Genomic DNA, 26,470 nt, shown 5'->3' on the forward strand with positions numbered 1-26,470 from the left:
TCGCTAGAGTATGCCATGACCGCCACCCCGCGTCTTGAAATCAGTCATATCGCCAAAAGCTTTGGCGGCCAAAAGGTCGTTGATGATGTCAGCCTTGGCGTGATGCCGGGGCAGGTGACTTGCCTGCTTGGCCCTTCGGGCTGCGGCAAATCCACGACGCTGCGGATGATTGCGGGGGTCGAAACACCCGATGCGGGGCAGATCCACGTCGATGGCCAGCTGATTTGCGGCGACGGACATAACGTGCCGCCGGAAAGCCGGTCGATCGGTCTGATGTTTCAGGACTTCGCCCTGTTTCCGCACCTGAGCGTCGCGCAAAACGTGGCCTTCGGGCTGAAGCTGGACCGCCGCGCTGCCCGCGCCCGCGTCGAAGAATTGCTGGGCAAAGTCGGCATGGGCCGCCATATCGACCGCTTCCCGCACGAGTTGTCGGGCGGCGAGCAGCAGCGTGTCGCACTGGCCCGTGCGCTGGCACCGCGGCCCAAAGTCATGCTGATGGACGAGCCGTTTTCCGGCCTTGATGACCGCCTGCGCGACGATATTAGGGATGAAACGCTTGACGTGCTGAAGGCCGAAGGCACTGCCGTTCTACTGGTCACCCACGAGCCGGGCGAGGCGATGCGCATGGCCGACGAAATCGCGCTGATGCGCGATGGACGCATCGTGCAACGCGGCGCGCCTTACAATATCTACAACACGCCGGTTGATCGTAAGGCGGCGGCATTCTTTAGCGATATCAATGTGATCCGGGGCGAAGTGCGCGGGGCTTTGACCGAAACGCCCTTTGGCCAGTTCCTTGCCCCCGGTGTGCCGGATGGCACGGCGGTTGATATTTGCATCCGCCCGCAGCACCTGAAAATCGACTTTGACCGCGCGGGCCGCGGCCCCAATCCGACTCCGATGGAAGGCACGCCTGCGCGCGGTGTCGTGCAGCGGGCGCGGTTCATGGGGTCGGAATCATTGGTGGAATTTCGCATGGATTACGATGGCACGATCCTGCGGGCGCAAATCCCGTCGGTGTTCCTGCCCAAACCCGGCACGCCGCTGTGGATCATGATCCGCCGCGATCGGTGTTTTGTGTTTCCGGCAGCAGCCTGAAACCCTAGGCTAACGACGGCCCAAGTATCAGGATTGGTCGTCTGATCCGTCTTTTTGCAGCCGCGCTGCCCGTCCGCCGCGCCGTTTGGTGATCTGGCCGGCCCGGTCCGGCAGCTCTGCCATGACCTCGCGGCGCGCGCCAGGCGTCATGCGCGACCATGCTCCGATTTCGTCAATACTGCGCAAACAGCCCGTGCACAGCCGGCTGGCCGGGTGGATAACGCAGATCTTGATGCAGGGGCTGTCGATCTCGTCGCGCTTCCAGACGTCATCGGTCATGGATTGGCCTTCATATGGGTAATGCGGTCCAGCGCGCCCTGCAGGATATAGGCGGCGGCGACGTGGTCGATCACTTCGGCGCGGCGCTTGCGGGACGTGTCAGCCTCTAGCAGGGCGCGGGTGGCGGCGACGGTGGACAGACGTTCATCCCAATAGGTGATCGGCAGCGGCGTCAGCCGTTCCAGATTGCGGGCAAAGGCGCGGGTGGCCTGGCAGCGCGGACCTTCGCTGCCGTCCATGTTCAGCGGCAGACCCAGCACCAATCCGGTAATCTGCCGCTTTTCACAAAGCGCCAGCAAGGCGGCGGCATCAAGGCCAAACTTCTTACGCTTGATCGTCTCCAGCGGGGTGGCTACGCCGCGCATCACATCGGACACCGCAACACCGATGGTCACGGTGCCAAGGTCCAGCCCTGCCAGTGCACCAAAGGCGGGCACCTGATCCAAAAAGGCGCTGACGTCTTCGCAGATCATTGTGTGATCCCCGCGTATTGCGCTGCCGTTTCAATCGCTTGCAAGGCGTTGTTGTCGCCGGCAAAGGCGTCTTTCGCCTCGGTATAGATCATCTGCGCCTCTGCCGTTTGTCCCAGCACGCCATAGGCAGAGATAAGTTGCGCCCAATCCTCTGCCGGTCCGCCGTCCGCTGCCAGACGGGCTGCCAGCTGGGCGACCATGCCGCCGATCATCGCTGCGCGGTCTTCTGCGCTAAGGTCTTCGGCAGCGGCGATATCCGCAGCATCCGGACCGCGCAGGGCAGGCAGTTGGTAATCCACACCGGCGCGGGCTGCCGCACCGGTGATCTGGGCGCGCACCAGTTCGCCATGAAAACTGGTGTCACCACTGTCCGCAATGGGCCGCCAGAACCGCAGCGCAATGTCGGGTCGCCCGGTCTGGTCATAGATGGCACCGATGTAATAGCGCCCCGCAACCGAAGCCTCGTTTCGGGCCAGAATGGCGCGGGCCACGGTCTCTGCCTCTGGCGACACGGTACCATTGGCGGCGGCGACCATCAGGTCGATCTGGCGCGCCAGATCCTCCAGCGGGACAGCGTCGCCTTTCAGCGCTACAACCTGCGCCTGTGCGCGGGCAGCGGCGGCGTAATTGCCAAGGCGGGTTTCGTGAAAGGTCAGCAAGGTCCAGCCCTGCAGATCGTCCGGGCGGGTTGGAACCATGGTGCGCAGCTGTTCGATCTGCGCCAGATAGTCGGCAGGCGCATCGACGGGTGGCCGGGCCGGTGCCGCCGCTTCCAGTGCGGCCTGATCGGGTCGGGTTTCGCGCATCACTTCGGCCTGCGCAAGGCGGGCGGCAATGGGCTGGTCAGGATCGCCGGGGGCACCCAGTTGCACATAGGTGTAGCCGCCAAGCCCAAGCAGCATAACGCCCACTGTGCCGGCGACAGCGACGCTGGCACCGCGCGGGGCTGTGCCCGTCACCTGATGCGTGCGGTTGACGGCCAGCAGGCGACGGGCGATTTCGGCGCGGGCACGCTCTGCCTCGTCGGCGTTCAGCACGCCGCGGGCAACGTCGCGGTCAACCTCTGCCAGCTGACCCTTATAGATTGCGACCTGCGGGTGGTCGGCGCGGGCGGCAGCGGGGCGCAGCAGGGGCGCGGCCAGCAGTGACGCAAGGCCAAGCGCCATGACGATGCAGATGATCCAGAACATGCCGTTCCCTTCGTAATATTGCGCCTTACCTAAGCGGTCGCGGCGGGCGTGAAAACCCCGCGCAACGGCCCCTGCGACAACGCGGACATGGACCAATGCCAACCGATGTCGCAAACCTTGCCTGTCTTGCCGCTGGCGTGCGCCTTGGCTATGCCGGTTTTGTTCAGGAAAGGTGGGTCAGACCCGCTCAGGCCCCCGAAGGATTCGCGCCATGAAACGTTATTCCGCCTTTGCCATCGCCCGCGAAGCTTTTCGTCAGCACAGTGGCTGGACCCGCGCCTGGGGGCAGGCCGAACCAAAGCCGCGCTATGATGTCATCATCGTGGGTGCTGGCGGGCACGGGCTGGCGACGGCCTATTACCTTGGCAAGAATTTCGGCATCACCAATGTCGCGGTGCTGGAAAAGGGCTGGCTGGGCGGCGGCAATACGGGCCGCAACACGACGATTATCCGCAGTAACTATCTGCAGGACCCCTCTGCCGCGATTTATGAAAAAGCGCGCAGCCTGTATGAAGGGCTATCGCAGGACCTGAACTATAACGTCATGTTCAGCCCCCGCGGCGTGATGATGCTGGCGCAGACGCAGCATGAAATTCGCGGCTATCAGCGCACGGTGCATGCCAACAACCTGCAGGGCGTGACGACGGAATGGATGAGCCCCGCGCGCGTGAAAGAGCTGTGCCCGATCATGAATATTGACGGTCCGCGCTATCCGGTATTGGGCGCACTATGGCAGGCCCGCGGTGGCACGGCTCGCCATGACGCGGTTGCCTGGGGCTATGCCCGCGCCTGCGCCGATATGGGTATGGACATCATCCAGCAGTGCGAAGTCACCGGCGTCATGACCGAGGCAGGCAAGGTCACCGGCGTGAACACCACGCGCGGCGATATCAAATGCGACAAGCTGGGGATGGTCGTCGCCGGTCACGCCAGCGTTCTGGCGCAAAAGGCAGGTTTTCAACTGCCCATCGAAAGCGTCGCCTTGCAGGCCTTGGTCAGCGAGCCGATCAAGCCCTGCATGGATGTCGTCGTCATGGCGAACACGGTGCACGGCTATATGTCCCAGTCGGACAAGGGCGAAATGGTGATCGGCGGCGGTACGGACGCCTATAACAACTACACCCAGCGCGGCAGCTTCCATCATATCGAGGAAACAGTCCGCGCCTTGGTTGAAACCTTTCCCATCGTCGGGCGGCTGAAAATGTTGCGCCAGTGGGGCGGGATCGTGGATGTGACCGGGGACCGGTCCCCGATCCTGTCGAAAACCCCGGTAGAGGGCATCTTTGTCAACTGCGGCTGGGGCACCGGCGGGTTCAAGGCAATCCCCGGTTCCGGCTGGGCCATGGCAGAGCTAATGGCCAAAGGCGCATCGCCATTGACAGAGGAATTTTCGATGAACCGGTTCCGGCATGGCAAATTCATCGATGAAAGCGTGGCCGCCGGTGTGGCGCACTGATGATGCTGACGGTGCATATGACAGTCGGATTGCCTGATATTTGTGCAGCAGGCGGGAACTCTTGGCAGGGTCGCGACGTTTTGTCGCCAATCAGACCTTATCAGGAGCCGGTAAAATGTCGGACTACAACAACAACACAGATCCCACGCGCCCGAACCCTGCGGACCCCGCCCGCACAAACACGACGAACATCCACAACACCGCGCCCGTCGCGGAAAGGTCCGGCAGCAGCACGGGCGTCATTCTGGGTATCGTGGTCATTGTTCTGGCCGTCCTTGCCTTCCTGTTCTTTGGCGGTGACGACGCTGGCACGACCGCTACAACCGAAACAACCGCGCCCGCAACGGCGGATGCCGTCAGCGATACAGCAGCCGGCACAGCCGACGCTGTGGGCGACGCTGCCACTGGCACCGCAGATGCCATCGGTGACGCAACCGAAGGCACAGTCGATGCGGTCGACGACGCCGCCGACGAGCCGACTGGCAACTAAGACACTACGCATTATCCGCGACGTATTGGCCGTTCGGTCCCCAAGGGGGCCGGGCGGCCTTTCGTCGTTTCCGGCCCTCACGTCAAAGGTTATCCCATGCTGATCCTGCATTGCCCGCATTGCGACCGGATGGTCGATGAAACCGATCTGCACGCCGGAGGAGAGGCGCATCTGAAACGCTTTGGCCCCGGATCAGAGGCGGAGGAGTTCGAAAACTATCTTTTCATGCGCGAAAACCCCAAGGGCGTGCATTTTGAACGCTGGCGGCATGTTTACGGCTGCGGCAAATGGTTCTTGGCCGCCCGCAATACAGCAACGCTGGAAGTCTACGGCACCTATTCCGCGCAGACGACAGAGCCGCCGCAGGCCATCCGTGACGCGATATCCGCAAAGCAACCCGGCTGGTCGTGGAGGACATTTCAATGAGGCTGCGCACAAAAGGCAGGCTGGTCGCCAAGAACCGGCCCGTGCATTTTACCTTTAACGGCAAGCGGTTGCAGGGCTATTCGGGCGATACGCTCGCCTCTGCCTTGCTGGCGAACGATCAACTGCTGGTGGGGCGGTCGTTCAAATATCACCGCCCGCGCGGGCTTGTCGCCGCTGGCGCGGAAGAGCCGAATGCGCTGGTGGAACTGGGGCGCGGCGAACGGCAGGAACCCAACGCCCGCGTGACGCAGGTCGAACTGTTCGACGGGCTGACCGCCCGTAGCCAGAACCATTGGCCCAGCCTTGAATTCGACGTTGGCGTCATCAACGCAAAGCTGTCGCGCTTTTTGCCTGCCGGCTTTTATTACAAGACCTTCATGCAGCCGCAGGCGTTCTGGAAGCACGTGTATGAACCCATCATCCGCGCCTCTGCCGGACTTGGCCGTGCGCCGAAAACCGGTGATGATTACACTTATGAACACTTTAACGTCGCCGTGGATGTCCTTGTTATCGGCGGCGGAATTGCCGGTCTGGCTGCCGCGCTGGCCGCTGGGCGCGCGGAGGCGCGGGTGCTGCTGGTGGAACAAACCTCTGGCTGGGGTGGCCGGGCTGTTGTGGACCAGCCCAGCATTGAAGGCATCACTGCGCAGGACTGGGTAAATGCGACGCTGGCAGAGCTGGACGCCATGCCCAACGTCGATCTGCGGCTGCGTTGCCAGGGCGCTGGCGTGTTCGATCACGGCTATGCGCTGGCGCACGAACGCCTGACCGACCACGCGCCCAAACAGGGCGGTCCGCGTCAGCGGCTGTGGCGGATCAGGGCGGGGCGCATCATCACGGCAACGGGCGCGATTGAACGGCCTTTATCCTTTGCTTACAACGATGTGCCGGGTGTTCTTCTTGCGGCGTCCTTGCGCGATTACGTCGTAAACTTTGGCGTCGCCGTGGGCGAACGCACTGTGATTGTCACCAACAACGACGACGCCTATCGCACGGCAATTGCCCTGCATGATGCGGGGCTTCAGGTGCCCGCCGTGATCGACGCGCGCCCCTCTGCCAAGGGGGATCTGCCGCAGCAGGTGCGCGCCCTTGGCATTAAGGTGCTGACGAACAGCGGTATCGCCGCGGTTGATGGCGGCAAGCGTGTCACTGGCGTGCAGGTCTGTGCGCAGGACGGCGAAGGCACGGTCACGGAAACGATCCCCTGCGATTGCGTTGCCATGTCGGGCGGCTGGTCGCCCGTGGTGCACCTGTGGTCTCACTGTGGCGGCAAGCTGGTCTGGGACGCGCCGCATGCCTTTTTCCGCCCCGATACGGACCGCCCGCCGCTGGGCGCGGATGGCGAAGGTTTTGTCATTGCCGTTGGCACCGCCAATGGTCATCTTTTCACCGCAGAGGCGATTGCCGACGGCTTTAGTGCCGGGCGTAAGGCGGCCAAGGTGGCCGGTCACACGCGCAAGCCGGGCCAAGTCCCGATGGGCGACGATATCGCAGAAGAGGCGATGGCCCCGGTCTGGATTATGCCCGCGCAGGCCCCCTACAAGCTGCGGTCTAAAATGTGGCTGGATTATCAGAACGACGTGAAGGTCAGCGATGTGCAACTGGCCGCACAAGAAGGCTTTCAATCCGTCGAACACGCCAAGCGCTATACCACGCTGGGCATGGCTACAGATCAGGGAAAGCTGAGCAACATCAACGGCCTAGCGGTGCTTTCTGATGCACTGGGAGAGGCGATTCCCCAAGTCGGCACAACGACCTTTCGCCCGCCCTATACACCGCTGCCGCTCGCCGCGATCACGGGTGTGGCCCGGGACGAGCTGTTTCAGCCGGTCCGCAAGACGCCGGTCCACGCCTGGCATGATGCGCAGGGGGCAGAGTTCGAACCGGTCGGCCAGTGGCGCAGGCCCTATGCCTATCCGCGCGGCGACGAAACCGCCCATGACGCGGTCACGCGCGAGGTGGTGAACACCCGCGAAAACGTAGGTTTGCTGGACGCCTCTACTCTTGGCAAGCTGATCGTCAAAGGGCCGGACGCAGGCAAGTTTCTGGACATGATGTATACCAACATGATGTCCAATCTGGCCGTCGGCAAATGCCGCTATGGTCTGATGTGCAGCGAAAACGGTTTCCTGATGGACGATGGTGTTGTCGCCCGTATGGATGACGACACCTGGCTTTGCCACACGACGACCGGCGGTGCAGATCGTATTCTGGCGCATATGGAAGACTGGTTGCAGTGCGAATGGTGGGATTGGCAGGTCTATGTGGCCAATGTCACCGAGCAATACGCCCAATTTGCTGTCGTCGGCCCAAAGGCGCGCCAGTTGTTGCAGGCGATTGGCGGCATGGCGCTGTCCAAGGACGATCTGCCCTTCATGCAATGGGCAAACGGGCAGATCGGCGGCTTTGATGTGCGGGTGTTCCGCATCAGTTTTTCGGGCGAGCTGTCGTATGAAATCGCCGTCGCCGCAGGTCAGGGCGCTGCCTTCTGGGATCTGTTGGTCAAGACGGGCGAAGCCTTTGGCCTGATGCCCTACGGGACAGAGGCGCTGCATGTGATGCGGGCCGAAAAGGGCTTTATCATGATCGGTGACGAAACCGACGGCACGATCATTCCGCAGGACTTGAATCTGAAATGGGCGATTTCCAAGAAAAAGGACGACTTTTTAGGCAAGCGCGGCCAGATGCGCAGCCATATGGTCGACCCGGACCGCTGGAAACTGGTGGGGCTGGAAACGGTCGATGGCTCGGTTCTGGCGGACGGTGCCTATGCGGTGGACGAAGGCACCAACGCCAATGGCCAGCGCAACACCCAAGGGCGCGTCACATCGACCTATTATTCGCCGACGCTGAAAAAGGGCATCGCGATGGGGCTGGTGAAACACGGCCCGAACCGCATGGGCGAGGTGATCGCCTTTACCAAGGAAGGCGGCGGGTTTGTCGATGCGCGCATCGTCGATCCGGTGTTCTATGACAAGGACGGAGAGAAGCAGAATGTCTGATCCCATTAGCGCCCTTCGCCTGCGGGCCACGCACGGCAGCGTTCAGGTCAGCGACACTGGCGTGCATGGCATGATCACACTGCGTGGCGATCTGTCGTCGTCCAAAGTCCGGTCGCTGTGCAAGGATCTGGTCAGCCTGCCAGTGCCCGCGCCGCGCGAAGTGCAGGTCAAAGGCGATACCGCCGTGCTGTGGATGTCGCCGGACGAGCTGCTGTTCGTGTTGCCCCATGCAAACGTGGCCGAAGCTTTGGCTCGCATCGCCAAGATGCTGAAGGGCCAGCATCATCTGGCGGTCGATGTATCCGACGCGCGCGCCATGCTGCGGCTCGACGGCCCCTTTGCCCGAGAGGTGATCGCCAAGCTGGCACCCGTTGATCTGCATCCGGACACCTTTGGGCCGGGGCAGGTGCTGCGCAGCAGGCTCGGGCAGATCGCCGCTGCCTTCTGGATGAGCGGCGAGCAAACATTCGAGGTGATCTGTTTCCGCTCTGTCGCGGAATATGCCTTTGATTTGTTGGCCGCATCAGCGGCGGCGGGGCCTGTCGGGCATTTCCCGCGCGGAACTTGATCCTCTTTCAGGGGTTGACCTGACCAGCAATCGGGCTTCCATTCCCGGCAGCGAAATACACTTCATAAAAGGGGTCACACCATGGCTTTCGAACTTCCCGATCTTCCCTACGCCCACGACGCGCTGGCATCCAAGGGCATGTCCGCGGAGACGCTGGAGTATCACCACGACCTGCACCACAACGCCTATGTGACCAATGGCAACAAGGCGATTGCCGGCACCGAGTGGGAAGGCAAGTCCCTTGAGGAGATCATCAAGGGCACCTACGATCCCAAGGCTGTTGCGCAGAACGGCATTTTCAACAACATCAGCCAGCTGTGGAACCACAACCAGTTTTGGGAAATGATGTCGCCGGGCGACAGCAAGATGCCAGGCGAGCTGGAAAAGGCGCTGGTTGACAGCTTTGGTTCCGTCGACACGTTCAAGGAAGAGTTCAGCGCCGCTGGCGCAGGTCAGTTCGGATCCGGTTGGGCCTGGCTGGTCAAGGACACCGATGGCGGCCTGAAGGTTACCAAGACCGAAAACGGCGTGAACCCTGTGTGCTTTGGCCAAACGGCCCTGCTGGGCTGCGATGTGTGGGAACATTCCTATTACATCGATTTCCGCAACAAGCGTCCCGCTTACCTGACCAACTTCCTTGATAATCTGGTAAACTGGGAAAATGTTGCGGGCCGGATGTAATTCGCCCTGCGCATAGACCTACAAAGGCCCGTGCCCCGCGCGCGGGCCTTTTGCTTTGGATGATACGATGACTGATGTGACCCTGCCGACCCAAGACACCATCGCCGCTGCCGCCGCTGAAATCGCGGCGGACACGATCCGCACGCCCGCGCTGGCGCTGACCTCTGACCGCTGGCAGGGGATCTTGCCGGATGCTGCCAGCATCACGGTCAAGCTGGAACTGTTCCAGCAGGCCGGATCGTTCAAGGCACGGGGCGTTTTGCTGGGCCTGCACCGGCTGGATGCGGTGCAGCGGCGGGTTGGTGTGGTCGCGGCGTCGGGCGGCAATCATGCGCTGGCGGTCAGCTGGGCGGCGCAGGCGGCCGGTGTCAGCGCGCGCATCGCCATGCCATCCACCGTAGACCCGCTGCGAATCGAAGGGTGCCGGGCCATGGGGGCCGAAGTCACGCTGTGCGACGACATGCCGGCTGCCTTTGCCGAAATGGACCGCGTTGTCGCGCAGGAAGGGCGCGCGATCCTGCATCCGTTTGACGGCGCGCATATGACCCTTGGTGCAGCAGTCTGCGGCGCGGAATACGCGGCTCAGGCCCCGCAGATCGACACGCTGGTCGTGCCTGTCGGCGGCGGCGGCTTGATTGGCGGGCTGGGGCATGGCTTCAAACTGGCCAAGCCCGATGTGCAGGTGATCGGGGTCGAACCCACAGGTGCCGACAGCATGACCCGTAGCCTTGCGGCGGGGCACCCCGTGGCGCTGGACAAGATCGCAACCATCGCCGACAGCCTGAGCGCGCCCAAGGCGATGCCCTATTCGCTGGGCGTCGCGCAGCAGGTGGTGGACCGAATGGTGCATGTGACGGACGCGCAGATGCGGGCTGCAATGGGGCATTACATGGATGTCCTGCGCCTGCTGGCGGAACCGGCCTGTGCGGCGTCATTGGCGGCGATCTGCGGACCGTTGCGGGACCAGCTGGCGGGCCGGCATGTCGGCATCATCGCCTGCGGGTCCAACGTATCCGTTGCGCGCTGGCAGGCGGTGATGGCCGGATAGGGCGGAACAATCGCGCAGGGGAATCGTTGGTTTTTCAAGTGATAACCAAAGGAGTTCCGAGCATGACACAGATCAAGAATGGCACATGGGTTGTGGTGGCTGACGGCGAAAAGGCCCTCTTTTTGCGCAATATCACCGACGGCACCGATCCAAACCTGGAAGTGATCCGCAAAGAAGAGCAGGACAATCCAAAGGATATTGATCAATCCGCCAACCGCCCCGGCCGTGTCGGCCAGTCTGCCAATCCCGGCAAATCCGCCTATGACGACACCGATTGGCACGAGCTGGCCAAGGACCGCTTTGCCGCCGATCTGGCGGATATCCTGTATGAGCGCGTCCACAAGGGCAAGTTCGACAGCCTTGTGCTGGTCGCCAGTCCCAGCGTGCTGGGCGAATTGCGCGGACAGCTGCATCAGGAAGTCACCGACAAGATCGTCGGAGAGATCCCCAAGACCCTGACGAACCATCCGGTCAAGGATATCGAGGACATCGTAAAGGCCGATCTGGTCGCCTGATCCTGTAATGGCCGTCTGCCGGGGTGCAGGCGGCCACCGCGGGAGCGGCCCCCAATACATGCCGCCATGTCGTTTCGCCTTGTGAAAGGGGGCGGCTTTGCGCCAGATGGGCGCAATAGTCAAAGGCCCGCGTCATGCAGTTTTCCCCAAGCGTTCAAGGCGTGCTCGCCCTTATTCTGGCCTGCACCGTCTGGGGGCTGTCGCCGCTTTATTATCACCTGCTGGCCCATGTCCCCCCGCTGGAGGTGCTGTGCTACCGCACGATCTGGTCGCTGATCTTTCTGGGGGCCTTGCTTGCGGCGCAGGGGCGGCTGGGGCTTGTCATCGCAGCCCTGCGGGTGCGGCGGACGATGATGCTGATCGTCGCCTCTGCCATTACTATATCGCTGAACTGGTTCGGCTTTATCTACAGCATTTCCATCGGCAACGCGCTGGAAGCATCGCTGGGCTACTACATCTTTCCGCTGGTGGCGGTGGTTCTGGGCTGGCTGGTGTTTCGCGAAAGCCTGAGCCGGGCGCAGATCGCCGCTGTTCTGCTGGCTGCCGTTGCCGTCACCGTGCTGACGCTGGGCCTTGGTGTTGCGCCCTGGATCGCGCTGGCGTTGGCGCTAACATTCGGAGCCTACGGCGTGCTGAAAAAGGGCCTTGATCTGGGCGGCGTGGTGTCAGTGACGGCAGAGGTCGCAGTACTGGCCCCGCTGGCGCTGCTGTGGCTGGTCTTTCGCGGGACCGAGGTTGGCAATCACGCGATAAACTGGCCTGATATGGCACTGCTGGCCTTGTCGGGGTTGCTGACCGGGGTGCCGCTGATCCTGTTCAGCTTTGCCACCCGGCGGCTGCGGCTGTCGACAGTCGGACTTTTGCAATATCTGAACCCGACGCTGCAGTTCGGCTGCGCGGTGCTGTTCTTTGGCAATGTGCTGACGCTGTGGCACGCTATCGCCTTTCCGATCATCTGGACCGCCTTGGCGCTGTATTCGGTGACCACCATCGCCGCAGACCGCCGCGCCCGCAGGCGGGCGCGCGCAGTGGTCTGACCGCGCCAATGTGTGTTGCGCAGGCCATCGCCTGAAATCCTTGCATGCGCGGGCGCTTGCAGTGACCCGCGCTTTGCGCCAGCCTGTGATTTAGGCGGGATTCCGCCAAGACGGGGTCGCTGGGGGGCGCAGGACGATGGCAAACAACACGATACGGCTGATGGGCGGCGCTGCAGCCGCGGTGGCACTGGCGGTTTTCGTCATCGCCCTGTTTCCGCGCAAAGCAGCGCAGGAGGATGATACCCCTGCCGCAGCAGTGGTTCAGGCACCCGCGATCGCGCCTGTAGCGGCAGAGCCCGCACCATCCGGCCCCAGTGTCGATACTTTTTTTCTGGGCGATGACGGTGTCGCCGTCGTTGCCGGCCAGGCCGCGCCCGGGGCAAAGGTGACCGTGCTGCTGGAAGGGCAGGCGATTGCGACGGCGCAGGCCGATGGCGCTGGCAGCTTTGCCACCACGGCAGAGGTGACGGCGTCCGATACACCGCGCAGCCTGACCTTTGCGGAAAACGGCGGCGTTCCCAGCGGCGAGGCCGTGCTGGTCCGGCCCGGCGCCGGTGCGCCGGCTGAACCGGCCCCGGCGGCAGAGGCCGAGGCAGAGATGAACGCAGCACCGGTCGCGGCAGCAGAGGTGCCATCCGAACCGGCAGAGGTGGCCATTGCACAGGCCGAGAATGCTGCGGCTGAAACGCCGGCCAGCGCAGATGCAGAGGCACCCGCCACAGCAGAGACGACCGAAGCAGCGGACGCCCCCACTGTCGTTGTCGACACCCAAGGCGCGCGTGTGCTGGGGCCGGGGCCGCAGGCGATGGACCGCGTTGCGCTGGATGCAATCACCTATGACGCGGCTGGGGGCGTGCAACTGGCCGGGCGTGCGCCGGGGGACGGCAACTTACAGGTTTACGTTGATAACGAACCCGTCGTCGCTGGCCCTGTGGGGCCGCAAGGCGATTGGCGTGTAACCTTGCCGGATATCAGCGCGGGCACCTATACCCTGCGCATCGACGAGGTTGCGCAGGACGGCACGGTCGCCAGCCGTGTAGAGACACCTTTCCAGCGCGAAGAACCCGCAAGCGTCGCCGCCTTGCAGGGCGACGCGGGCGCGGCCACGCAGACCGTCCAGCCGGGCAATACGCTGTGGGCGATTGCCCGCGACAACCTTGGCGAGGGCCTGATGTATGTCGCCCTGTTCGAGGCAAATGCGGACCAGATCCGTGATCCCGACCTGATCTATCCGGGGCAGGTCTTTGTCATTCCGGGGCGCTAGGGTGCTGGCCATCACAGCCGCGCCTGCCTAGGTAAAGGCACCAGCCAAAGGAACGTCATGCGCCGCCTGTCCAAGACCGATGCCAATTTCGACCCCAATGCCAAGATCGAAGGCTGGAACGTTATTCGCCGCGTCGCGCCATATCTGTGGCCTGCAGGCGATACCAAGACCCGTATCCGTGTTGTCGCTGCCATCGCCGTGCTGCTGACGGCCAATGCCATCGCCGTGGGTACGCCGTTCCTTTACAAGGCCGCCGTCGATGCCCTGGCAGAGGAAGCGCGGGACGACACTAGGCTAATTGCGCTGGGGGCGGTCTGGCTGACCGTGCTTTACGGCGCGTCGCGGCTGGCGACGACGGGGCTGACGCAGCTGCGCGATGTGATTTTCACCCCCGTCGGCCAGCGGGCGCTGCGCACGCTGGCGCTGGAAACCTTTACCCATATCCACCGCCTGTCCATGCGCTATCACATCACGCGCAAAACCGGCGGGCTGTCCCGTATCATCGAAAGGGGCGTCAAAGGCGTCGATTTTCTGATGCGCTTTCTCATCTTTTCGATGGGGCCGCTGCTGTTGCAGCTGATCATGATATCTGTGGTTTTGTTCTTTAACTTCGACGTTTGGTATATGGTCGTCGTTGTCGTCACGATCGCGCTTTACGTCTGGTTCACCTTTGCGGTGACAGAATGGCGGGTGAAGATCCGCAAGGTGATGAACGAACAGGATACCGACGCCAACCAAAAGGCGATCGACAGCCTGCTGAACTTTGAAACCGTTAAATACTTCGGCGCAGAGCGGTGGGAGGCCGCACGCTATGACAGCGCGATGCGGCAGTATGAAACCGCTGCGGTGCGCACGAACTACTCCCTTGCGTTTTTGAATTTTGGCCAGTCGCTGATCATCACGGCGGGTCTGGTGGCGGTCATGGTGATGGCAGCCATGGGCGCGCAGGCGGGCACGCTGACGGTGGGAGATTTCGTCATGGTGAATGCCTATATGATCCAGATCACGATGCCGCTGAACTTTCTTGGTACGGTTTACCGCGAAATCAGGCAGGCACTGATCGATATGGGCGGCATGTTCGACCTGCTGGAACAGCCGGCAGAGGTGGTGGACAAGCCCGGTGCCGCTGCGCTGCAGGTAACGGGCGGCCAGATCACGCTGCGGGATGTGCACTTTGGCTATGATCCGGCGCGGCCCATTCTGAAAGGCGTGTCGCTGGACGTGTTGCCGGGGCAGACGGTGGCGATTGTCGGGTCTTCCGGCGCGGGCAAATCCACCATCGGGCGGCTGCTGTTCCGGTTCTATGACGTCACTGGCGGGGCCATGCTGATTGACGGGCAGGATGTGCGCGATGTGACGCAGGACAGTTTGCACGCGCAAATCGGCGTCGTGCCGCAGGATACGGTGCTGTTCAACGACACCATCCACTACAACATCGCTTACGGTCGCCCCGGGGCAAGCGAGGCTGAAATTCGCGAAGCCGCCCGCGCCGCCAATATCCATGATTTCATCATGAGCCTGCCAGATGGATACGAGACGACCGTGGGCGAACGCGGGCTGAAGCTGTCGGGGGGTGAAAAGCAGCGGGTCGGCATTGCGCGCACCTTGCTGAAGAACCCGCCGATCCTGCTGCTGGACGAGGCGACAAGCGCGCTCGATACGGATACGGAACGGGAAATTCAGCGCGAGCTGCGCCAGATGGGGCAAGGCCGCACGGTCATCACCATCGCGCACCGCCTGTCCACCATTCAGGATGCCGACCGGATTGTCGTGCTCGAAGACGGACAGATCGTTGAGACAGGCACCCATGACGCGCTGCTGGCGCAGGCTGGCCGCTATGCCCATCTTTGGAACCGCCAAAGCGAGGAAGAGGACGCAGCGTGAGCGCCAAGGATTATCCCGCTACGCCGGACGGACGCTATTTCGTGGCCAAGGGGCGGATGTGGCGCAAGACCAATCCGGCGCTGGACGACACCGCGCGGCGGGCGGCGGTCAAGGCGCTGATGCAGGCGCGCCGCGCCGTGGGGCAGGCAGACAGCGAAGACGCCACCCGCGCGGCCCGCGATAAGGTGGACGCAGCCAAGCGGACCTTGGGCGAGCGCGGGCCGGTCTGGTGGGACGATGGTGCCCCGGACGAAGGCGGCAAGCATCCCAAAAACACCAGCTATGCGCAGTGGTGGGCCGGTCTGGATGACGCCGCGCAGGCGCGGGGCCTTGGCTGACCTGTGCGCACACGCGCAGTGCTGACGCCGCAAGGGGGCGTTGCGCAAAGCCGTGACGCAGCGTAGCGTCCGGCGCAACCTCATCCAGATCAGGACAGCATATGTCACTTTTCCGCATGGCCCTGATTTTGGGCCTTTTGTCTGCTGTCGGTCCTTTTGCGATCGACATGTATCTGCCCGCGATGCCCGCGCTTGCCGCGTCGTTGGGTGTTACTGAAACCGCGGCTCAACTGACGCTAACCAGTTATTTCGTGGCGTTCGGCCTTGCGCAGCTGATCTATGGCCCCTGGTCCGATCAGGCCGGACGTAAGCGGCCCCTGTTTGCAGGCCTTGCGATTTTCATCATCGGCAGCGCCATGGCGGCCTTGGCCCCGACAATCGGCGCGTTGGTCGCGGCGCGGGCGGTGCAGGGCATCGGCGGCGCGGTCCTGATGGTCGTGCCCCGTGCGGTGATCCGCGATTCGGCCACGGGGACAGACGGGACCAAGATGATGGCCATGGTCATGCTGGTCATCTCTGTCTCGCCCATGCTGGCACCGCTGGCGGGGTCCGGCCTGATCCAGCTTGGCGACTGGCGCCTGATCTTTTGGGTGCTGTGCGGCACGGCGGTTGCCGCGGCGCTGATCACGGGATTTGCCTTGCCTGAAACGCTGGCCCCGGCGGAGCGGCAAAAGATCCACTTCGGATCATTGCTGGCCAGCGCCAAGGTCTTGCTGACCGATCCAGTGTTCATGGGGCTGACGTTTATCGGCGGTTTCGGCATGGCGAGCTTTTTCGTCTTTATCGCCTCTGCGTCCTTTGTTTACGTGGACCAGTTCGGCCTGACGCCAACGGGCTTTTCGCTTGCCTTCGCTATCAATGCCGTGGGCTTTTTCGCCGCCAGCCAGGCCGCCGCCCCGCTAGGAGAGCGCGTCGGCATTGTCCGCCTGATGCGCTGGGGCGTTATGGGCTTTGCCGGCTTTGCCGTGGCCCTGCTGGCGCTGGTGTTGGCCGGCTTCGTGTCGCTGCCGCTGATCGTGGCGGGGCTGTTTTTGGCGAACGCCTGCCTTGGCCTTGTCATCCCGACAACGATGGTGATGGCGCTTGACCCGCATCCGCGCATTGCGGGTCTTGCATCAAGCCTTGGCGGGACGTTGCAGATGGTGGCGGGCGGCGTGATGATCGCACTGACGGGGCTGTTCTTTGACGGCACCGCATTGCCGATGGTCGCGGCGATCGCGCTCTGTGCCGTTCTGGCGCTGGCCCTGGCGTTGATGACACTGGGCCGGGTGGCGCGGGTGCAACCCGTTTAGTCAAAGGTGCAATCTGTCCCCAAAAGGCCCGGACGTCCCGCGCGTCCGGGCTTTTTGCTGTCTATTCGGCAGCGCGCACCGTGGTCGGGCGAGGCTTTGGTTCGTCGTCCAGCCAGATCAGCTCGGTCGAGGTGATTTTGGCCGCCGCGCGGGCCAGCGCCCAGTCCTGCGCGGCGCGCCCCGACCGGCCGCCGGTCAGCGCCGCGATCCCGCGTCCGGCCATGCCGACATAGGTCGCCAGCCAGACCCGCAGCGCCAGCATGGCGGGGGTGAAGACCAGCGTTAGCACAGTCGCAGTGCCAAGGCCAAAGACAACAGCCGTCGCCAGTTGTTTCCACCACAGCGCCGTGGGGCTGTCGATGGTATAGCCGCCCTGCATGAAATCGAGGCTGAGGCCGAACATCATCGGCGCAAGGCCCGCCATGGTCGTGATCGTGGTCAGCAGAACAGGCCTGATGCGATCCTCTGCCGTGCGGACGATGGCGGTCTGGCGCGGCATATAGGCTGCGTATTCCTGATAGGTGTCGATCAGGATGATGTTGTTGTTCACCACGATCCCCGCCAGCGCGACGATGCCCGTGCCGGTCATGATGATGGAAAACGCCTGATCCATCACCAGCATGCCCACCAGCACGCCTGCCACGGACAGCACGACCGCCAGCAGCACCAGCACGGCGTTATAGACGCTGTTGAACTGCGCCAGCAGAATGATGAACATCAGCATCAGCGCGCCGGTAAAGGCGGTTTGCAGGAAAGCGCCGCTTTCGGCCTGATCCTCTTGATCGCCGGTCCATTCCCAGGCCACGCCAGCGGGCAGGGGGGCGGTGTCCAGCCAGTCGGTCAGCGCAGCGATGCGTTCGTTTGCATTCAGCACCTGCAGGGTCAGATCGCCGTCAGCGACCAGCGCCTGCGCGGCTTCGTCCGCGTCATAGCGGGCCTGCGGCAGGGCCGTGACCACGCCGTCGGCCCCTGTCAGCACCACCATGTCGGCGGCAACGCCAGCTTTGACGTCAAAGTAACGCTGCTGGTCCACGCGGTCGATCTGCGCCAGTTTCGGCACGGGCTGGCGGGTGGTAAAGTTGGACAGCGGCACCAGCCCCTGATCGGTGCGCACTTTGAGCGTATCAAGCGTGGACAACACCCGATCCTTTTCCGGCAGGCGGGCGCGGATCTCGATCTCTTCGTCAGAGCTGTTAACGGGCATCGTGTCCAGCAAAATGCCGCGCGTGACCAGTTGCACCATGCCGCCGACAGCCATGACATCCGCGCCATAGCGGCCCGCGGCGCGGGTATCGACGTCGATCTGCCAGTCGATGCCGGGCAGGGGGCGGGTGTCTTCAACCTGCGTCAGGCCGGGCGTTGCGTCGAACTTGTCGCGCACGATCGCGGCGGCGCTGCGCAGGGCGTCCCAATCGTCGCCTTTCAGGCGCAGGTGCACGGGCTTGCCCGATGCGGGGCCGCGCGCTTGGGCCAAGATTTCGGTCTGGATGCCGGGGATCAGGGCAAGCTCTGATTCAAGTTCAGAGATGACCAGATCGCCGTCCAGTTCCGGGCGGTCGGCACGGTCTTCCCATGGAATCGTTTCGAACTGGACCTGCCCAATCGTGTCGCGGGGCGCGGTGGCACCGCCGGTGTTGGAATTCAGCCCCCCTTCGCCTGCAAAGGCAAAGGCAGTGTCGACGCCGGGGTGGGCAAGGACGACCTGTTCGACCTGCGCGACCAGCGCGTCTTTTTCGGTCAGGGACAGGTTGCCGCGGGCGCGCACATAGACGATGGCCTGTTCGGGTTCGGATTCGACAAAGAATTCAACGCCGTTGTTGTTCTTGCCAAAATAGCCAAAGGTCCAGATGACAAAGCCAAGCACGGCGGCAATGGTGACCAGCGGCATGACCGGGTTGCCGGTCAGAAACGCGATCAAGTGGCCAAAGGGCGAGCGACGATAGCCCGCCTTGATGCGTTTTGGCGCGCGGGTCACCTTTGCCGCGCCCATGCTAATAGCCAGCGCCATCGCGCCAAGGATGAATACCGCCATGCCGGGCAGGGCGGCGGACAGCCCCGCCACAGGGGCTGCGTTGCCGGACAGATAGCCGGGATTCAGCGTCAGCATCGCGCCGGTAAAGACGATCAGCATTGTAATCGGCACAAGGCCCGCGCGGACCAGCCATGGCAAGGTCCGCATCCGGGCAGACGCGCGATCAAAGGCGCGGCTGACGCGCCCGGTGACGCCGCCCAAGACAGGCAGATAAACCAGCGTTACGACCAGCGCGGCGGAAAGCACAAAAATCAGCGTGACGGGCAGCATCCCCATGAACTGCCCTGGCACACCGGGCCAGAACAGCATGGGCAGGAACGCGCAAAGCGTTGTCGCGGTGGATGAAATGATTGGCCAGAACATGCGTTTGGCCGCTTCGGTATAGGCATGCATCGGGCCGGTGCCTTCGCTAATGCGGCGGTCGGCGTATTCGACGACAACGATGGCCCCGTCCACCAGCATGCCGACGGCCAGGATCAGGCCGAACATGACGATGTTGGAAATGGTGATGCCCATAATCGCGAGCAGGGCAAAGCACAAAAGGAACGATGTGGGGATCGCAAAGCCGACCAGCAGCGCGGGCCGCGTGCCAAGGGCGGCAAGGACCACGATCATCACCAGCGCGATAGCGGTCAAAACCGACCCTTCCAGCTGGCTGACCATAGAGGCGACGCCGCGGGACTGGTCGTTGCTGGCCCCCACATCAACGGCCTGCTGTACGGCCTCTGGCCAGGTGGCACGCTCTGCCGCGATGGCTTCGCGCACAAGGGCGGCGGTGTCGATCAGGTTAAAGCCTTTGCGTTTGACGACCTGCAACGCAACGGTGGTGACGCCGTTGAACCGGGCGGTGCCTGCGCGATCCTCGAACGTCAGGCGGATGTCGGTCAGATCGCCCATCGTCACGACGCGGTCACCGTTCCGCTTGACGGGCAGCTCGTACACGTCGGCGGCCTCGGTAAAGGACGACGGGATTTTGACGGCAAAGCTGCCCTGCGCGCTTTCGACCTCGCCAGCCGCGATCAGCAGGTTGTTGTTGTTCACAACGCTGATCAGCTCGCCTGCGGTGACGTTGTAGGCTTCCAGCCGCAGGGGATCGATCACGACCTCCAGCATCTCGTCCCGCTGGCCGGCAAGGCCAGCCTCCAGCACGGCGTCGATGCCTTCGATACGGTCCTGCAGGCTGCGGGCAAGGCGCAGCAGGGTGCGTTCGGGCACATTGCCGGTCAGGTTGACGATCAGGATCGGGAATTCGGAAAAGTTGATTTCATTGACCGAATACTGGTCGGCACCGGCGGGAAACTTTGCCTCTGCCGCGTTCATCGCGTCGCGCACATCGGCAAGGACCTGCGTCTTGTCCCAACCGATTTCGAATTCCAGCGCGACCCCTGCATAGTTTTCCGACGCGGTCGAGGACATGGTTTTCAGCCCGTCCAGCGAGGACAGCTCTGTCTCCATCGGTTTAACGAGCAGGGTTTCACTGTCGGCGGCAGAGATGCCGGGGAAGGGGACAGAGACAAAGATCGCCGGTATTTCGATATCCGGCTCGCCCTCTTTCGGCAGGCTGGCATAGGCGAAACCGCCCGCAAGCAGGGAAAGCGCGATAAAGGCGATAACCATACGCGCCCGAGCGGCAGCCCAGTCGACAAGGCCGATCATGGCTGAACCTGCGCATAGGTGGGCAGGACCGCGACATCGTCGCTGACGAAATCCTGCCCCACGGTGATGATATTCACCGTTTCGGGCAGATCGGTCAGCCAGACGCCGTCCACCGTATCGCGCAGCAGGGTTACGGGGGCGAATTGGGCGGTGCCGTCATCCGCGACGGTGCGCACGCCAAGGGCGCCGTCATCGTCAAGGGTCAGCGCCGACTGCGGCACCAGATGGGCCAGTGCACCGTCCGACGCGATGACGATTTCCGCAGTCTGCCCGTCGCGGATCGCAAGGTCGGGGTTCGGCACGGTGACTTCGACGCGAAAGGTGCGGGTGGTTTCATCGGCCACGCGGGACACAAAGGTGACTTCGCCCTGTGCCGCCCCGCCAGAGGCAAGCTGCGCCTGCACGGCCGCGCCCATAGTGACACGGTCCACGTCCAGTTCGGGCACAAAGCCCACCAGCTTGATCGGGTCGATCTGCACCACGGTTGCGCAGGGGCTTCCGGTTTGCAGCAAGGTGCCAAGTTCAGCCGTGTCCGTATCCAGCAAGCCGGCGAAAGGCGCGGTGATGGTCAGGCGTTCGATATCGCGGGTCACGACGGCGACGGCAGCGCTTGCAGCCTCGATCCCGGCTTCGGCGCTGGTAATGGCTGAATTAGCGCTTTGGATGCCTGCACTGGCAGCTTCGCGCTGCGCCTCTGCGCTGACAAGGCGGGTTTGCGATGCGAATCCGCCTTCGTTCAACTGGCGGGCGGCATTCACATTGATGTCAGCTTCGCGGATGCGCGCCTCTGCCTCTGCCAGGGCGGCCTGCGCTTCGGGCACGCGGCTTTGCGCTTCGGACAAGCGGGCCTGCGCCTCTGCCAACTGGCTGTCGCGGGTGCCGGGATCAAGGCGGCACAGGGTGTCGCCGGCGGCCACAAAAGTGCCTTTGCGCAGCGGTTCGGAAATCACGCGGCCTGCGGTTTCGGTGGCGATGGTGACACGGCGGGCAGCTTCGGTCCGGCCACGCAGGATCACCGCGCTGTCGACGGTCCGGGCCGTTGATTTCATGGCGACAACGCGCACACCGCTTGCCGTGTCATGGACCTGTTCCGCTGGTGGTTCAGGCGATTGTTCAGGCGCGGCCGCATCCGGGGTGCGCCCGGCAAAGGTCAAAAGCCTGTCCCGTTCGAAGACCACGAAATACAGGGCGATCGACACGATCATTGCGATCAGGACTGGCACGAGTTTCATTGTGATCCTTTACATCTGAAACAGGGTGGCAGCGACGCAAGATCATATGCCGCCGTTAGGTTAAGAGGTAATGAACGTCGCCTCAAGTCCGCTGGTGCGGGCAGGGGGCGGCACATTCGCGCAGGGGGCGGCGGCGCGGGTCTTGGCAATCCGGCCCGCTTCACGTTAAGAAGCAGCCAACATCACCGCCCCGACGGGCGGCGAACGCGGGGGACGGTCATGAGTGATAGCGACAGTTTTATCAATGAAGTCAGCGAAGAGGTGCGCCGCGACCGCCTTTTTGGCCTGATGAAGCGCTATGGCTGGATCGCCGTTGCCCTTGTCGTGTTGCTGGTTGGCGGCGCAGCCTGGACCGAATACAGCCGCGCCCGCGCTGCAGCCCAGGCCGAGGCGGCGGGCGATGCCCTGCTTGACGCGCTGTCCAACAGCGATCCAGAGGCACGCGCCGCGGCGCTGGACGGCGTGTCGCCGGACGGCGGCGCAGGTGCGGTCAGCCTGCTGATCGCCGCCGCCGCGCAGGAAGAAGCCGGCGATCTGGAAACCGCTGTTGCCTCGCTTGATGCCTTGGCCGCCCGCACGGATGTGCCTGCAATCTATCGCGAACTGGCCAGCTTCAAGGCGGCAATGCTGGATGCGGGCACCGATCCGGCTGCGCGTCGCACCCGGCTTGAAGCGCTGGCAAACCCCGGCCAGCCCTTTGCGCTGCTGGCGCAGGAACAGCTGGCGCTTGCCGATCTGGCGGCGGGCGAGCGTGACGCTGCAATCACCCGCCTGACCGATATCGTGCAGGATGCCGGTGTCAGCCAAGGCTTGCGTGACCGCGTTCAAACCCTGATGGTATCGCTGGGCGCACCGCTGCCCGATGCCCCTGCCGCTGGCGACGACGCGACCATCGCGGCACCTGACGCCACAACGACCAACCCGTGAAAGGGAATAGCGCCGTGACATCCAAGACCCTGTCGATCAGCCTTTTGGCGCTTGTTGCCCTGTCTGCCTGCGGCGAAAAGGATACTATCCTGCCCGGCACAAGAGAGCCGATCCGCGCTGAAGATGTGCAGGTGAACCGCGCCTTGCCGATCAGCTTTGCCGCGCCTGTGGCCAATGCGGACTGGACCCATCGCAACGGAGCCGCCGATCACAACAGCCCGCAGCCCGCATTGGGTGCATCGCTCAGCCAGATTTTCGCCGTCGATATCGGTGAAGGCGACAGCAAGGGTGCGCGCATCACGGCGGACCCGGTTGTGGCGAACGGCATCGTTTATACCCTTGATGCGCGCAGCCATGTGACCGCGACAACGACCGGCGGTGCCGCTGTGTGGAGCGCGGATATCACCCCGCCGACGGACACGCGCACCGATGCCTCTGGCGGCGGTCTGGCCTTTGGGTCGGGGCGTTTGTTCGTGTCCACCGGCTATGGCACGCTGACCGCGCTGGACCCGGCCACGGGCGGCGTGATCTGGGTGCAGGAACTTGATGCGCCGGGCACCTCTGCCCCAACGGTTGTGGGCGATCTGGCCTATGTCGTCAGCCGCGACAGCCGCGCCTGGGCGATTGATGTGACCAATGGCCGGATCAGCTATCAGCTCAGCGGTATTCCATCGACGACATCTTTTGCAGGCGGCGCGGGTCCGGCTGTGGCGGATGATCTGGCGGTGTTCCCTTTCTCCTCTGGCGAGGTGATGGGCGTGTTCCCGCAGGGCGGCATTCAACGCTGGTCTGCGGTGATCAGCGGCGATCGTCCCGGTCAGGCTGTGGGCAACCTGTCCGATATCGGCGGTGATCCGGTCATTGACGGCGGCCGCGTTTATGTCGGCAACTTTTCCGGTGTGACGGTTGCGCTGGATAGCGCATCTGGCGAACGGATCTGGACCGCGGGTGAAGGCGCGGCAGGTCCGGTGTGGCCTGCGGGCAATTCGGTGTTCATGGTGAACGATTTGAATGAACTGGTGCGCCTTGACCGCGACACCGGCAAATCCATCTGGCGCACGGCGTTGCCGGATTTTGTCGAAACCGGATCGTTCCTGCGCAAGGGCCGCACGGTTTACGCGCATTTCGGGCCGATCATGGCGGGCAACCGGCTTGTCGTGGCGTCGTCTGACGGGCAGCTGCGGTCGTTCGATCCGACCTCTGGTGCGCTTTTGGGCAGTGTCGGCTTGCCGGGCGGTGCGGCATCCACGCCTGCGATTGCGAATGGCATGCTTTACGTCGTAAACAAGAACGGGCAACTGCTGGCTTTCCGTTAAGGGCAAAGCGGTGTATGGCCCGCCTCTGACTATAGCCGGAGCCAGTGCGCCATGACCTTTACCCTTGCCCTTGTGGGCCGACCCAATGTCGGCAAATCCACCCTGTTCAACCGTCTGGTGGGCAAAAAGCTTGCCCTCGTGGATGACCAGCCCGGTGTGACCCGCGATCTGCGCGAAGGGCCGGGGCGGATCGCCGACATCAAGTTCACGGTGATCGACACCGCCGGTCTGGAAATGGCCACGGACGAATCGCTGCAGGGCCGGATGCGCAAGCTGACGGAACGTGCGGTGGAAATGGCCGATGTTTGTCTGTTCATGATCGACGCCCGCGTCGGCGTGCTGCCGGCCGACCGCATCTTTGCCGACATTCTGCGCAAGAAAAACGCTCATGTCATTCTGGCCGCCAACAAGGGCGAAGGCAAAGCTGCTGACATCACCATCCTAGAGGCATATGCCTTGGGTCTGGGCGAGCCGATCCGCATGTCTGCTGAACATGGCGAAGGCATGGGCGAGCTGATGGACGTGCTGCGCCCCTTGTCGGAAGAGTTCGAAGAACGCGCCAAGGCCGATCTGTCCTATGCGCCGGAAACCGATGTGGGCGTCGATGACGAAGACCCAGATGCACCGCGTATTCCGACCCGCGCCAAGCCGCTGCAGATTGCCGTTGTGGGCCGCCCCAATGCGGGCAAATCCACGCTGATCAACAAGATCATCGGCGAAGACCGCCTGCTGACCGGACCAGAGGCCGGCATCACCCGCGATGCGATTTCCGTGATGACGGAATGGGGCGACGTACCGATGCGGATTTTCGACACCGCCGGTATGCGTAAAAAGGCGCGGATCAACGAAAAGCTTGAAAAGCTGTCGGTCAGTGACGGCCTGCGCGCGGTCAAGTTCGCCGAAGTTGTGGTCGTGCTGCTGGACGTGGATATTCCTTTTGAGCAGCAGGACTTGCGTATTGCTGATCTGGCAGAACGCGAAGGCCGCGCCGTTGTGATCGGCGTCAATAAGTGGGACACCGAAGACGACAAGCAGGACAAACTGCGCGAGCTGCGCGAAGAGTTCGCCCGCCTGCTGCCCCAGCTGCGCGGTGCGCCGCTGGTGACGGTCTCTGCGAAAACGGGCAAGGGGCTTGACCGTCTGCAACAAGCGATCATGAAGGCTTATGACGTCTGGAACCGCCGCGTGACGACAGCGCAGCTGAACCGCTGGCTGACGGGAATGCTGGAACAGCACCCGCCACCCGCGCCGGGCGGCAAGCGGATCAAGATGCGCTATGCAACGCAGGTGAAAACGCGTCCGCCGGGCTTTATCGTGATGACATCGCATCCCGATTTGGTGCCTGCGTCCTATTCTCGTTACCTTATCAACGGGTTGCGCGATGACTTTGACATGCCGGGTGCACCGATCCGCCTGACGCTGCGCGATCAGGGCGACAAGAACCCCTATAAGGGTAAAAAGTCGTCACAGCCGTCACGTCTAAGCAAGCACAAGAAGGCACCGGGACCGGACAAGTAACCTAAAGGCTGCGGGGTCTGCGCGGGGCCTGCATGGCCATCACGCAGATCAGGATGACAATGCCTGTGATGGCCAGCGCGGTGACGACAAAGGTCGTCATCCCGTTGGCCACACAAATCCCGACCAGCGCCCAGATGACCGCCGCAATATAGCTGGATGAATCGACCCGGCGATAGGTTGCAATCGTCACGCCAAGCGCCGCGATGATGCCGGCAATGGCCCAGCCGAAACTGTCAAAGCCGATGTTGTATCCCGCCAGCGTGGTCGCCAGCGACACAAAACTGGCCGCCGTCAGCCATCCGGCATAAAGCCCCACCGGCCCGCGCAGCCACCACCGGTCCAGCGGCGGCGTGCGGATCAGGGCGGCAATCGCGGCGCTCGCCATGATGAAAATCGTGATCGTCGCCCAGATCACGCTGACCTGCGCGATCAGCAGCCATGGCACGCCCACCGCAAGGCTGATGCACAGCGGCAACCGGGCCGCGTCCCAGTCCGCGTCGTCCTTGCGATACATCACGCCATAAATCGACGAGGCGATCAGCCAAAGGTAAATCGGCCCCCAGATCGCAAAGGCATAGCCCGCCGGTTGGACCGGCGGGTTGATCTGCGGATTGGGCAGCATGTCCGATGCAAAACCTGCAAAGTCGCCCGAAAAAAACGGGGCGACCGCGAAGGCAAGGCTCAGGGCGAGCGTGAGATAAGCGAGACTATGTTTCATATGCAGCCAACGCCGCCCGCGCCCTTATTG

At 63.1% G+C, this 26,470-nt stretch carries 23 protein-coding genes; 17 read left to right on the top strand and 6 right to left on the bottom strand.

Going from position 1 to position 26,470, the window contains the following annotated elements:
* The first annotated feature begins 15 nt into the window (after positions 1-15).
* The gene (locus SJY10_RS07930; protein ID WP_386681263.1) at positions 16-1,098 is read left to right on the top strand and encodes an ABC transporter ATP-binding protein; all 1,083 of its coding nucleotides are present in this window, start codon (positions 16-18) and stop codon (positions 1,096-1,098) included.
* Positions 1,099-1,125: 27 nt separating this feature from the next.
* On the opposite strand, the gene SJY10_RS07935 is transcribed toward SJY10_RS07930, so the two are convergent.
* From SJY10_RS07935 to ccmI, 3 genes are read right to left on the bottom strand one after another with little or no spacing between them, the layout of a single operon-like run.
* A complete protein-coding gene (locus tag SJY10_RS07935) occupies positions 1,126-1,377 on the bottom strand; it encodes a DUF1289 domain-containing protein (protein ID WP_386681265.1) in 252 nt (83 codons plus the stop codon).
* Positions 1,374-1,850, bottom strand: a complete 477-nt coding sequence (gene ruvX / locus SJY10_RS07940) for a Holliday junction resolvase RuvX (RefSeq protein ID WP_386681267.1) — start codon at positions 1,848-1,850, stop codon at positions 1,374-1,376. Before ruvX ends, SJY10_RS07935 begins: the two co-directional genes overlap by 4 nt.
* Positions 1,847-3,040, bottom strand: coding sequence for a c-type cytochrome biogenesis protein CcmI (gene ccmI, locus SJY10_RS07945; RefSeq protein WP_386681269.1), 1,194 nt, complete (start codon positions 3,038-3,040; stop codon positions 1,847-1,849). The genes ruvX and ccmI overlap by 4 nt, the downstream gene beginning before the upstream one ends.
* A gap of 211 nt (positions 3,041-3,251) precedes the next feature.
* On the opposite strand from ccmI, the gene SJY10_RS07950 reads away from it, so the two are divergent.
* The 13 genes from SJY10_RS07950 to SJY10_RS08010 all read left to right on the top strand — a co-directional run bounded on the left by SJY10_RS07950 (position 3,252) and on the right by SJY10_RS08010 (position 17,041).
* The gene (locus SJY10_RS07950) at positions 3,252-4,496 is read left to right on the top strand and encodes a sarcosine oxidase subunit beta family protein (protein WP_386681271.1); all 1,245 of its coding nucleotides are present in this window, start codon (positions 3,252-3,254) and stop codon (positions 4,494-4,496) included.
* A gap of 115 nt (positions 4,497-4,611) precedes the next feature.
* Complete coding sequence (locus SJY10_RS07955) at positions 4,612-4,986, top strand: hypothetical protein (RefSeq protein WP_386681273.1); 375 nt, start codon at positions 4,612-4,614, stop codon at positions 4,984-4,986.
* 96 nt (positions 4,987-5,082) lie between these two features.
* Entirely contained in the window at positions 5,083-5,412 is a 330-nt protein-coding gene (locus SJY10_RS07960; protein WP_386681275.1) for a sarcosine oxidase subunit delta, read from the top strand.
* On the top strand, positions 5,403-8,414 hold the full coding sequence (locus SJY10_RS07965; protein WP_386684581.1) for a sarcosine oxidase subunit alpha family protein: 3,012 nt from the start codon (positions 5,403-5,405) through the stop codon (positions 8,412-8,414). The genes SJY10_RS07960 and SJY10_RS07965 overlap by 10 nt, the downstream gene beginning before the upstream one ends.
* On the top strand, positions 8,407-8,982 hold the full coding sequence (locus SJY10_RS07970) for a sarcosine oxidase subunit gamma (protein ID WP_386681277.1): 576 nt from the start codon (positions 8,407-8,409) through the stop codon (positions 8,980-8,982). Before SJY10_RS07965 ends, SJY10_RS07970 begins: the two co-directional genes overlap by 8 nt.
* A gap of 81 nt (positions 8,983-9,063) precedes the next feature.
* Positions 9,064-9,663 (top strand): superoxide dismutase, encoded by a 600-nt coding sequence (locus SJY10_RS07975; RefSeq protein WP_386681279.1) that lies wholly within the window; start codon positions 9,064-9,066, stop codon positions 9,661-9,663.
* A gap of 67 nt (positions 9,664-9,730) precedes the next feature.
* Complete coding sequence (locus tag SJY10_RS07980; protein WP_386681281.1) at positions 9,731-10,711, top strand: threonine/serine dehydratase; 981 nt, start codon at positions 9,731-9,733, stop codon at positions 10,709-10,711.
* 62 nt (positions 10,712-10,773) lie between these two features.
* Entirely contained in the window at positions 10,774-11,226 is a 453-nt protein-coding gene (locus tag SJY10_RS07985) for a host attachment family protein (protein ID WP_386681283.1), read from the top strand.
* Between the two features lie 134 nt (positions 11,227-11,360).
* Entirely contained in the window at positions 11,361-12,263 is a 903-nt protein-coding gene (gene rarD / locus SJY10_RS07990) for an EamA family transporter RarD (protein ID WP_386681285.1), read from the top strand.
* 136 nt (positions 12,264-12,399) lie between these two features.
* Positions 12,400-13,527 carry a LysM peptidoglycan-binding domain-containing protein gene (locus SJY10_RS07995; RefSeq protein ID WP_386681287.1) on the top strand — a complete coding sequence of 376 codons (1,128 nt, stop codon included), beginning with the start codon at positions 12,400-12,402 and terminating at the stop codon, positions 13,525-13,527.
* Positions 13,528-13,584: 57 nt separating this feature from the next.
* Positions 13,585-15,411, top strand: a complete 1,827-nt coding sequence (locus SJY10_RS08000) for an ABCB family ABC transporter ATP-binding protein/permease (RefSeq protein WP_386681289.1) — start codon at positions 13,585-13,587, stop codon at positions 15,409-15,411.
* Complete coding sequence (locus SJY10_RS08005; RefSeq protein WP_386681291.1) at positions 15,408-15,749, top strand: hypothetical protein; 342 nt, start codon at positions 15,408-15,410, stop codon at positions 15,747-15,749. Before SJY10_RS08000 ends, SJY10_RS08005 begins: the two co-directional genes overlap by 4 nt.
* A gap of 101 nt (positions 15,750-15,850) precedes the next feature.
* The gene (locus tag SJY10_RS08010) at positions 15,851-17,041 is read left to right on the top strand and encodes a multidrug effflux MFS transporter (protein WP_386681292.1); all 1,191 of its coding nucleotides are present in this window, start codon (positions 15,851-15,853) and stop codon (positions 17,039-17,041) included.
* A gap of 61 nt (positions 17,042-17,102) precedes the next feature.
* Here the strand turns inward: SJY10_RS08010 and SJY10_RS08015 are convergent, their stop codons facing one another.
* Together SJY10_RS08015 and SJY10_RS08020 are read right to left on the bottom strand one after the other, a co-directional pair.
* On the bottom strand, positions 17,103-20,729 hold the full coding sequence (locus tag SJY10_RS08015; RefSeq protein WP_386681294.1) for an efflux RND transporter permease subunit: 3,627 nt from the start codon (positions 20,727-20,729) through the stop codon (positions 17,103-17,105).
* The gene (locus tag SJY10_RS08020) at positions 20,726-21,961 is read right to left on the bottom strand and encodes an efflux RND transporter periplasmic adaptor subunit (RefSeq protein ID WP_386681296.1); all 1,236 of its coding nucleotides are present in this window, start codon (positions 21,959-21,961) and stop codon (positions 20,726-20,728) included. Before SJY10_RS08020 ends, SJY10_RS08015 begins: the two co-directional genes overlap by 4 nt.
* 219 nt (positions 21,962-22,180) lie before the next feature.
* On the opposite strand from SJY10_RS08020, the gene SJY10_RS08025 reads away from it, so the two are divergent.
* The 3 genes from SJY10_RS08025 to der are packed head-to-tail and all read left to right on the top strand — an operon-like array spanning position 22,181 to position 25,722.
* Positions 22,181-22,888, top strand: a complete 708-nt coding sequence (locus SJY10_RS08025) for a hypothetical protein (protein WP_386681298.1) — start codon at positions 22,181-22,183, stop codon at positions 22,886-22,888.
* A gap of 14 nt (positions 22,889-22,902) precedes the next feature.
* Positions 22,903-24,204, top strand: a complete 1,302-nt coding sequence (locus SJY10_RS08030) for a PQQ-binding-like beta-propeller repeat protein (RefSeq protein ID WP_386681301.1) — start codon at positions 22,903-22,905, stop codon at positions 24,202-24,204.
* Positions 24,205-24,255: 51 nt separating this feature from the next.
* Positions 24,256-25,722 (top strand): ribosome biogenesis GTPase Der, encoded by a 1,467-nt coding sequence (gene der / locus SJY10_RS08035; RefSeq protein ID WP_386681303.1) that lies wholly within the window; start codon positions 24,256-24,258, stop codon positions 25,720-25,722.
* Position 25,723: 1 nt separating this feature from the next.
* Here the strand turns inward: der and SJY10_RS08040 are convergent, their stop codons facing one another.
* Positions 25,724-26,440: a hypothetical protein gene (locus SJY10_RS08040; RefSeq protein WP_386681305.1), complete on the bottom strand. Its 717-nt coding sequence runs from the start codon at positions 26,438-26,440 to the stop codon at positions 25,724-25,726.
* Positions 26,441-26,470 lie beyond the last annotated feature (30 nt).

It is taken from the genome of Loktanella sp. R86503 (genome assembly GCF_042466455.1).
Taxonomy (GTDB): Bacteria; Pseudomonadota; Alphaproteobacteria; order Rhodobacterales; family Rhodobacteraceae; genus Loktanella.

Excerpts from the sequence above, each read along its gene's own strand:
- SJY10_RS08015 (WP_386681294.1), bottom strand. The coding sequence starts at position 20,729 with ATGATCGGCCTTGTCGACTGGGCTGCCGCTCGGGCGCGTATGGTTATC.
- SJY10_RS07955 (WP_386681273.1), top strand. The coding sequence starts at position 4,612 with ATGTCGGACTACAACAACAACACAGATCCCACGCGCCCGAACCCTGCG.
- SJY10_RS07970 (WP_386681277.1), top strand. The coding sequence starts at position 8,407 with ATGTCTGATCCCATTAGCGCCCTTCGCCTGCGGGCCACGCACGGCAGC.
- rarD (WP_386681285.1), top strand. The coding sequence starts at position 11,361 with ATGCAGTTTTCCCCAAGCGTTCAAGGCGTGCTCGCCCTTATTCTGGCC.
- SJY10_RS07935 (WP_386681265.1), bottom strand. The coding sequence starts at position 1,377 with ATGACCGATGACGTCTGGAAGCGCGACGAGATCGACAGCCCCTGCATC.
- SJY10_RS07975 (WP_386681279.1), top strand. The coding sequence starts at position 9,064 with ATGGCTTTCGAACTTCCCGATCTTCCCTACGCCCACGACGCGCTGGCA.
- der (WP_386681303.1), top strand. The coding sequence starts at position 24,256 with ATGACCTTTACCCTTGCCCTTGTGGGCCGACCCAATGTCGGCAAATCC.
- SJY10_RS08010 (WP_386681292.1), top strand. The coding sequence starts at position 15,851 with ATGTCACTTTTCCGCATGGCCCTGATTTTGGGCCTTTTGTCTGCTGTC.
- SJY10_RS07950 (WP_386681271.1), top strand. The coding sequence starts at position 3,252 with ATGAAACGTTATTCCGCCTTTGCCATCGCCCGCGAAGCTTTTCGTCAG.
- SJY10_RS08020 (WP_386681296.1), bottom strand. The coding sequence starts at position 21,961 with ATGAAACTCGTGCCAGTCCTGATCGCAATGATCGTGTCGATCGCCCTG.
- SJY10_RS07930 (WP_386681263.1), top strand. The coding sequence starts at position 16 with ATGACCGCCACCCCGCGTCTTGAAATCAGTCATATCGCCAAAAGCTTT.
- SJY10_RS07985 (WP_386681283.1), top strand. The coding sequence starts at position 10,774 with ATGACACAGATCAAGAATGGCACATGGGTTGTGGTGGCTGACGGCGAA.
- ruvX (WP_386681267.1), bottom strand. The coding sequence starts at position 1,850 with ATGATCTGCGAAGACGTCAGCGCCTTTTTGGATCAGGTGCCCGCCTTT.
- SJY10_RS08025 (WP_386681298.1), top strand. The coding sequence starts at position 22,181 with ATGAGTGATAGCGACAGTTTTATCAATGAAGTCAGCGAAGAGGTGCGC.
- ccmI (WP_386681269.1), bottom strand. The coding sequence starts at position 3,040 with ATGTTCTGGATCATCTGCATCGTCATGGCGCTTGGCCTTGCGTCACTG.
- SJY10_RS07960 (WP_386681275.1), top strand. The coding sequence starts at position 5,083 with ATGCTGATCCTGCATTGCCCGCATTGCGACCGGATGGTCGATGAAACC.
- SJY10_RS08040 (WP_386681305.1), bottom strand. The coding sequence starts at position 26,440 with ATGAAACATAGTCTCGCTTATCTCACGCTCGCCCTGAGCCTTGCCTTC.
- SJY10_RS07980 (WP_386681281.1), top strand. The coding sequence starts at position 9,731 with ATGACTGATGTGACCCTGCCGACCCAAGACACCATCGCCGCTGCCGCC.
- SJY10_RS08000 (WP_386681289.1), top strand. The coding sequence starts at position 13,585 with ATGCGCCGCCTGTCCAAGACCGATGCCAATTTCGACCCCAATGCCAAG.
- SJY10_RS07995 (WP_386681287.1), top strand. The coding sequence starts at position 12,400 with ATGGCAAACAACACGATACGGCTGATGGGCGGCGCTGCAGCCGCGGTG.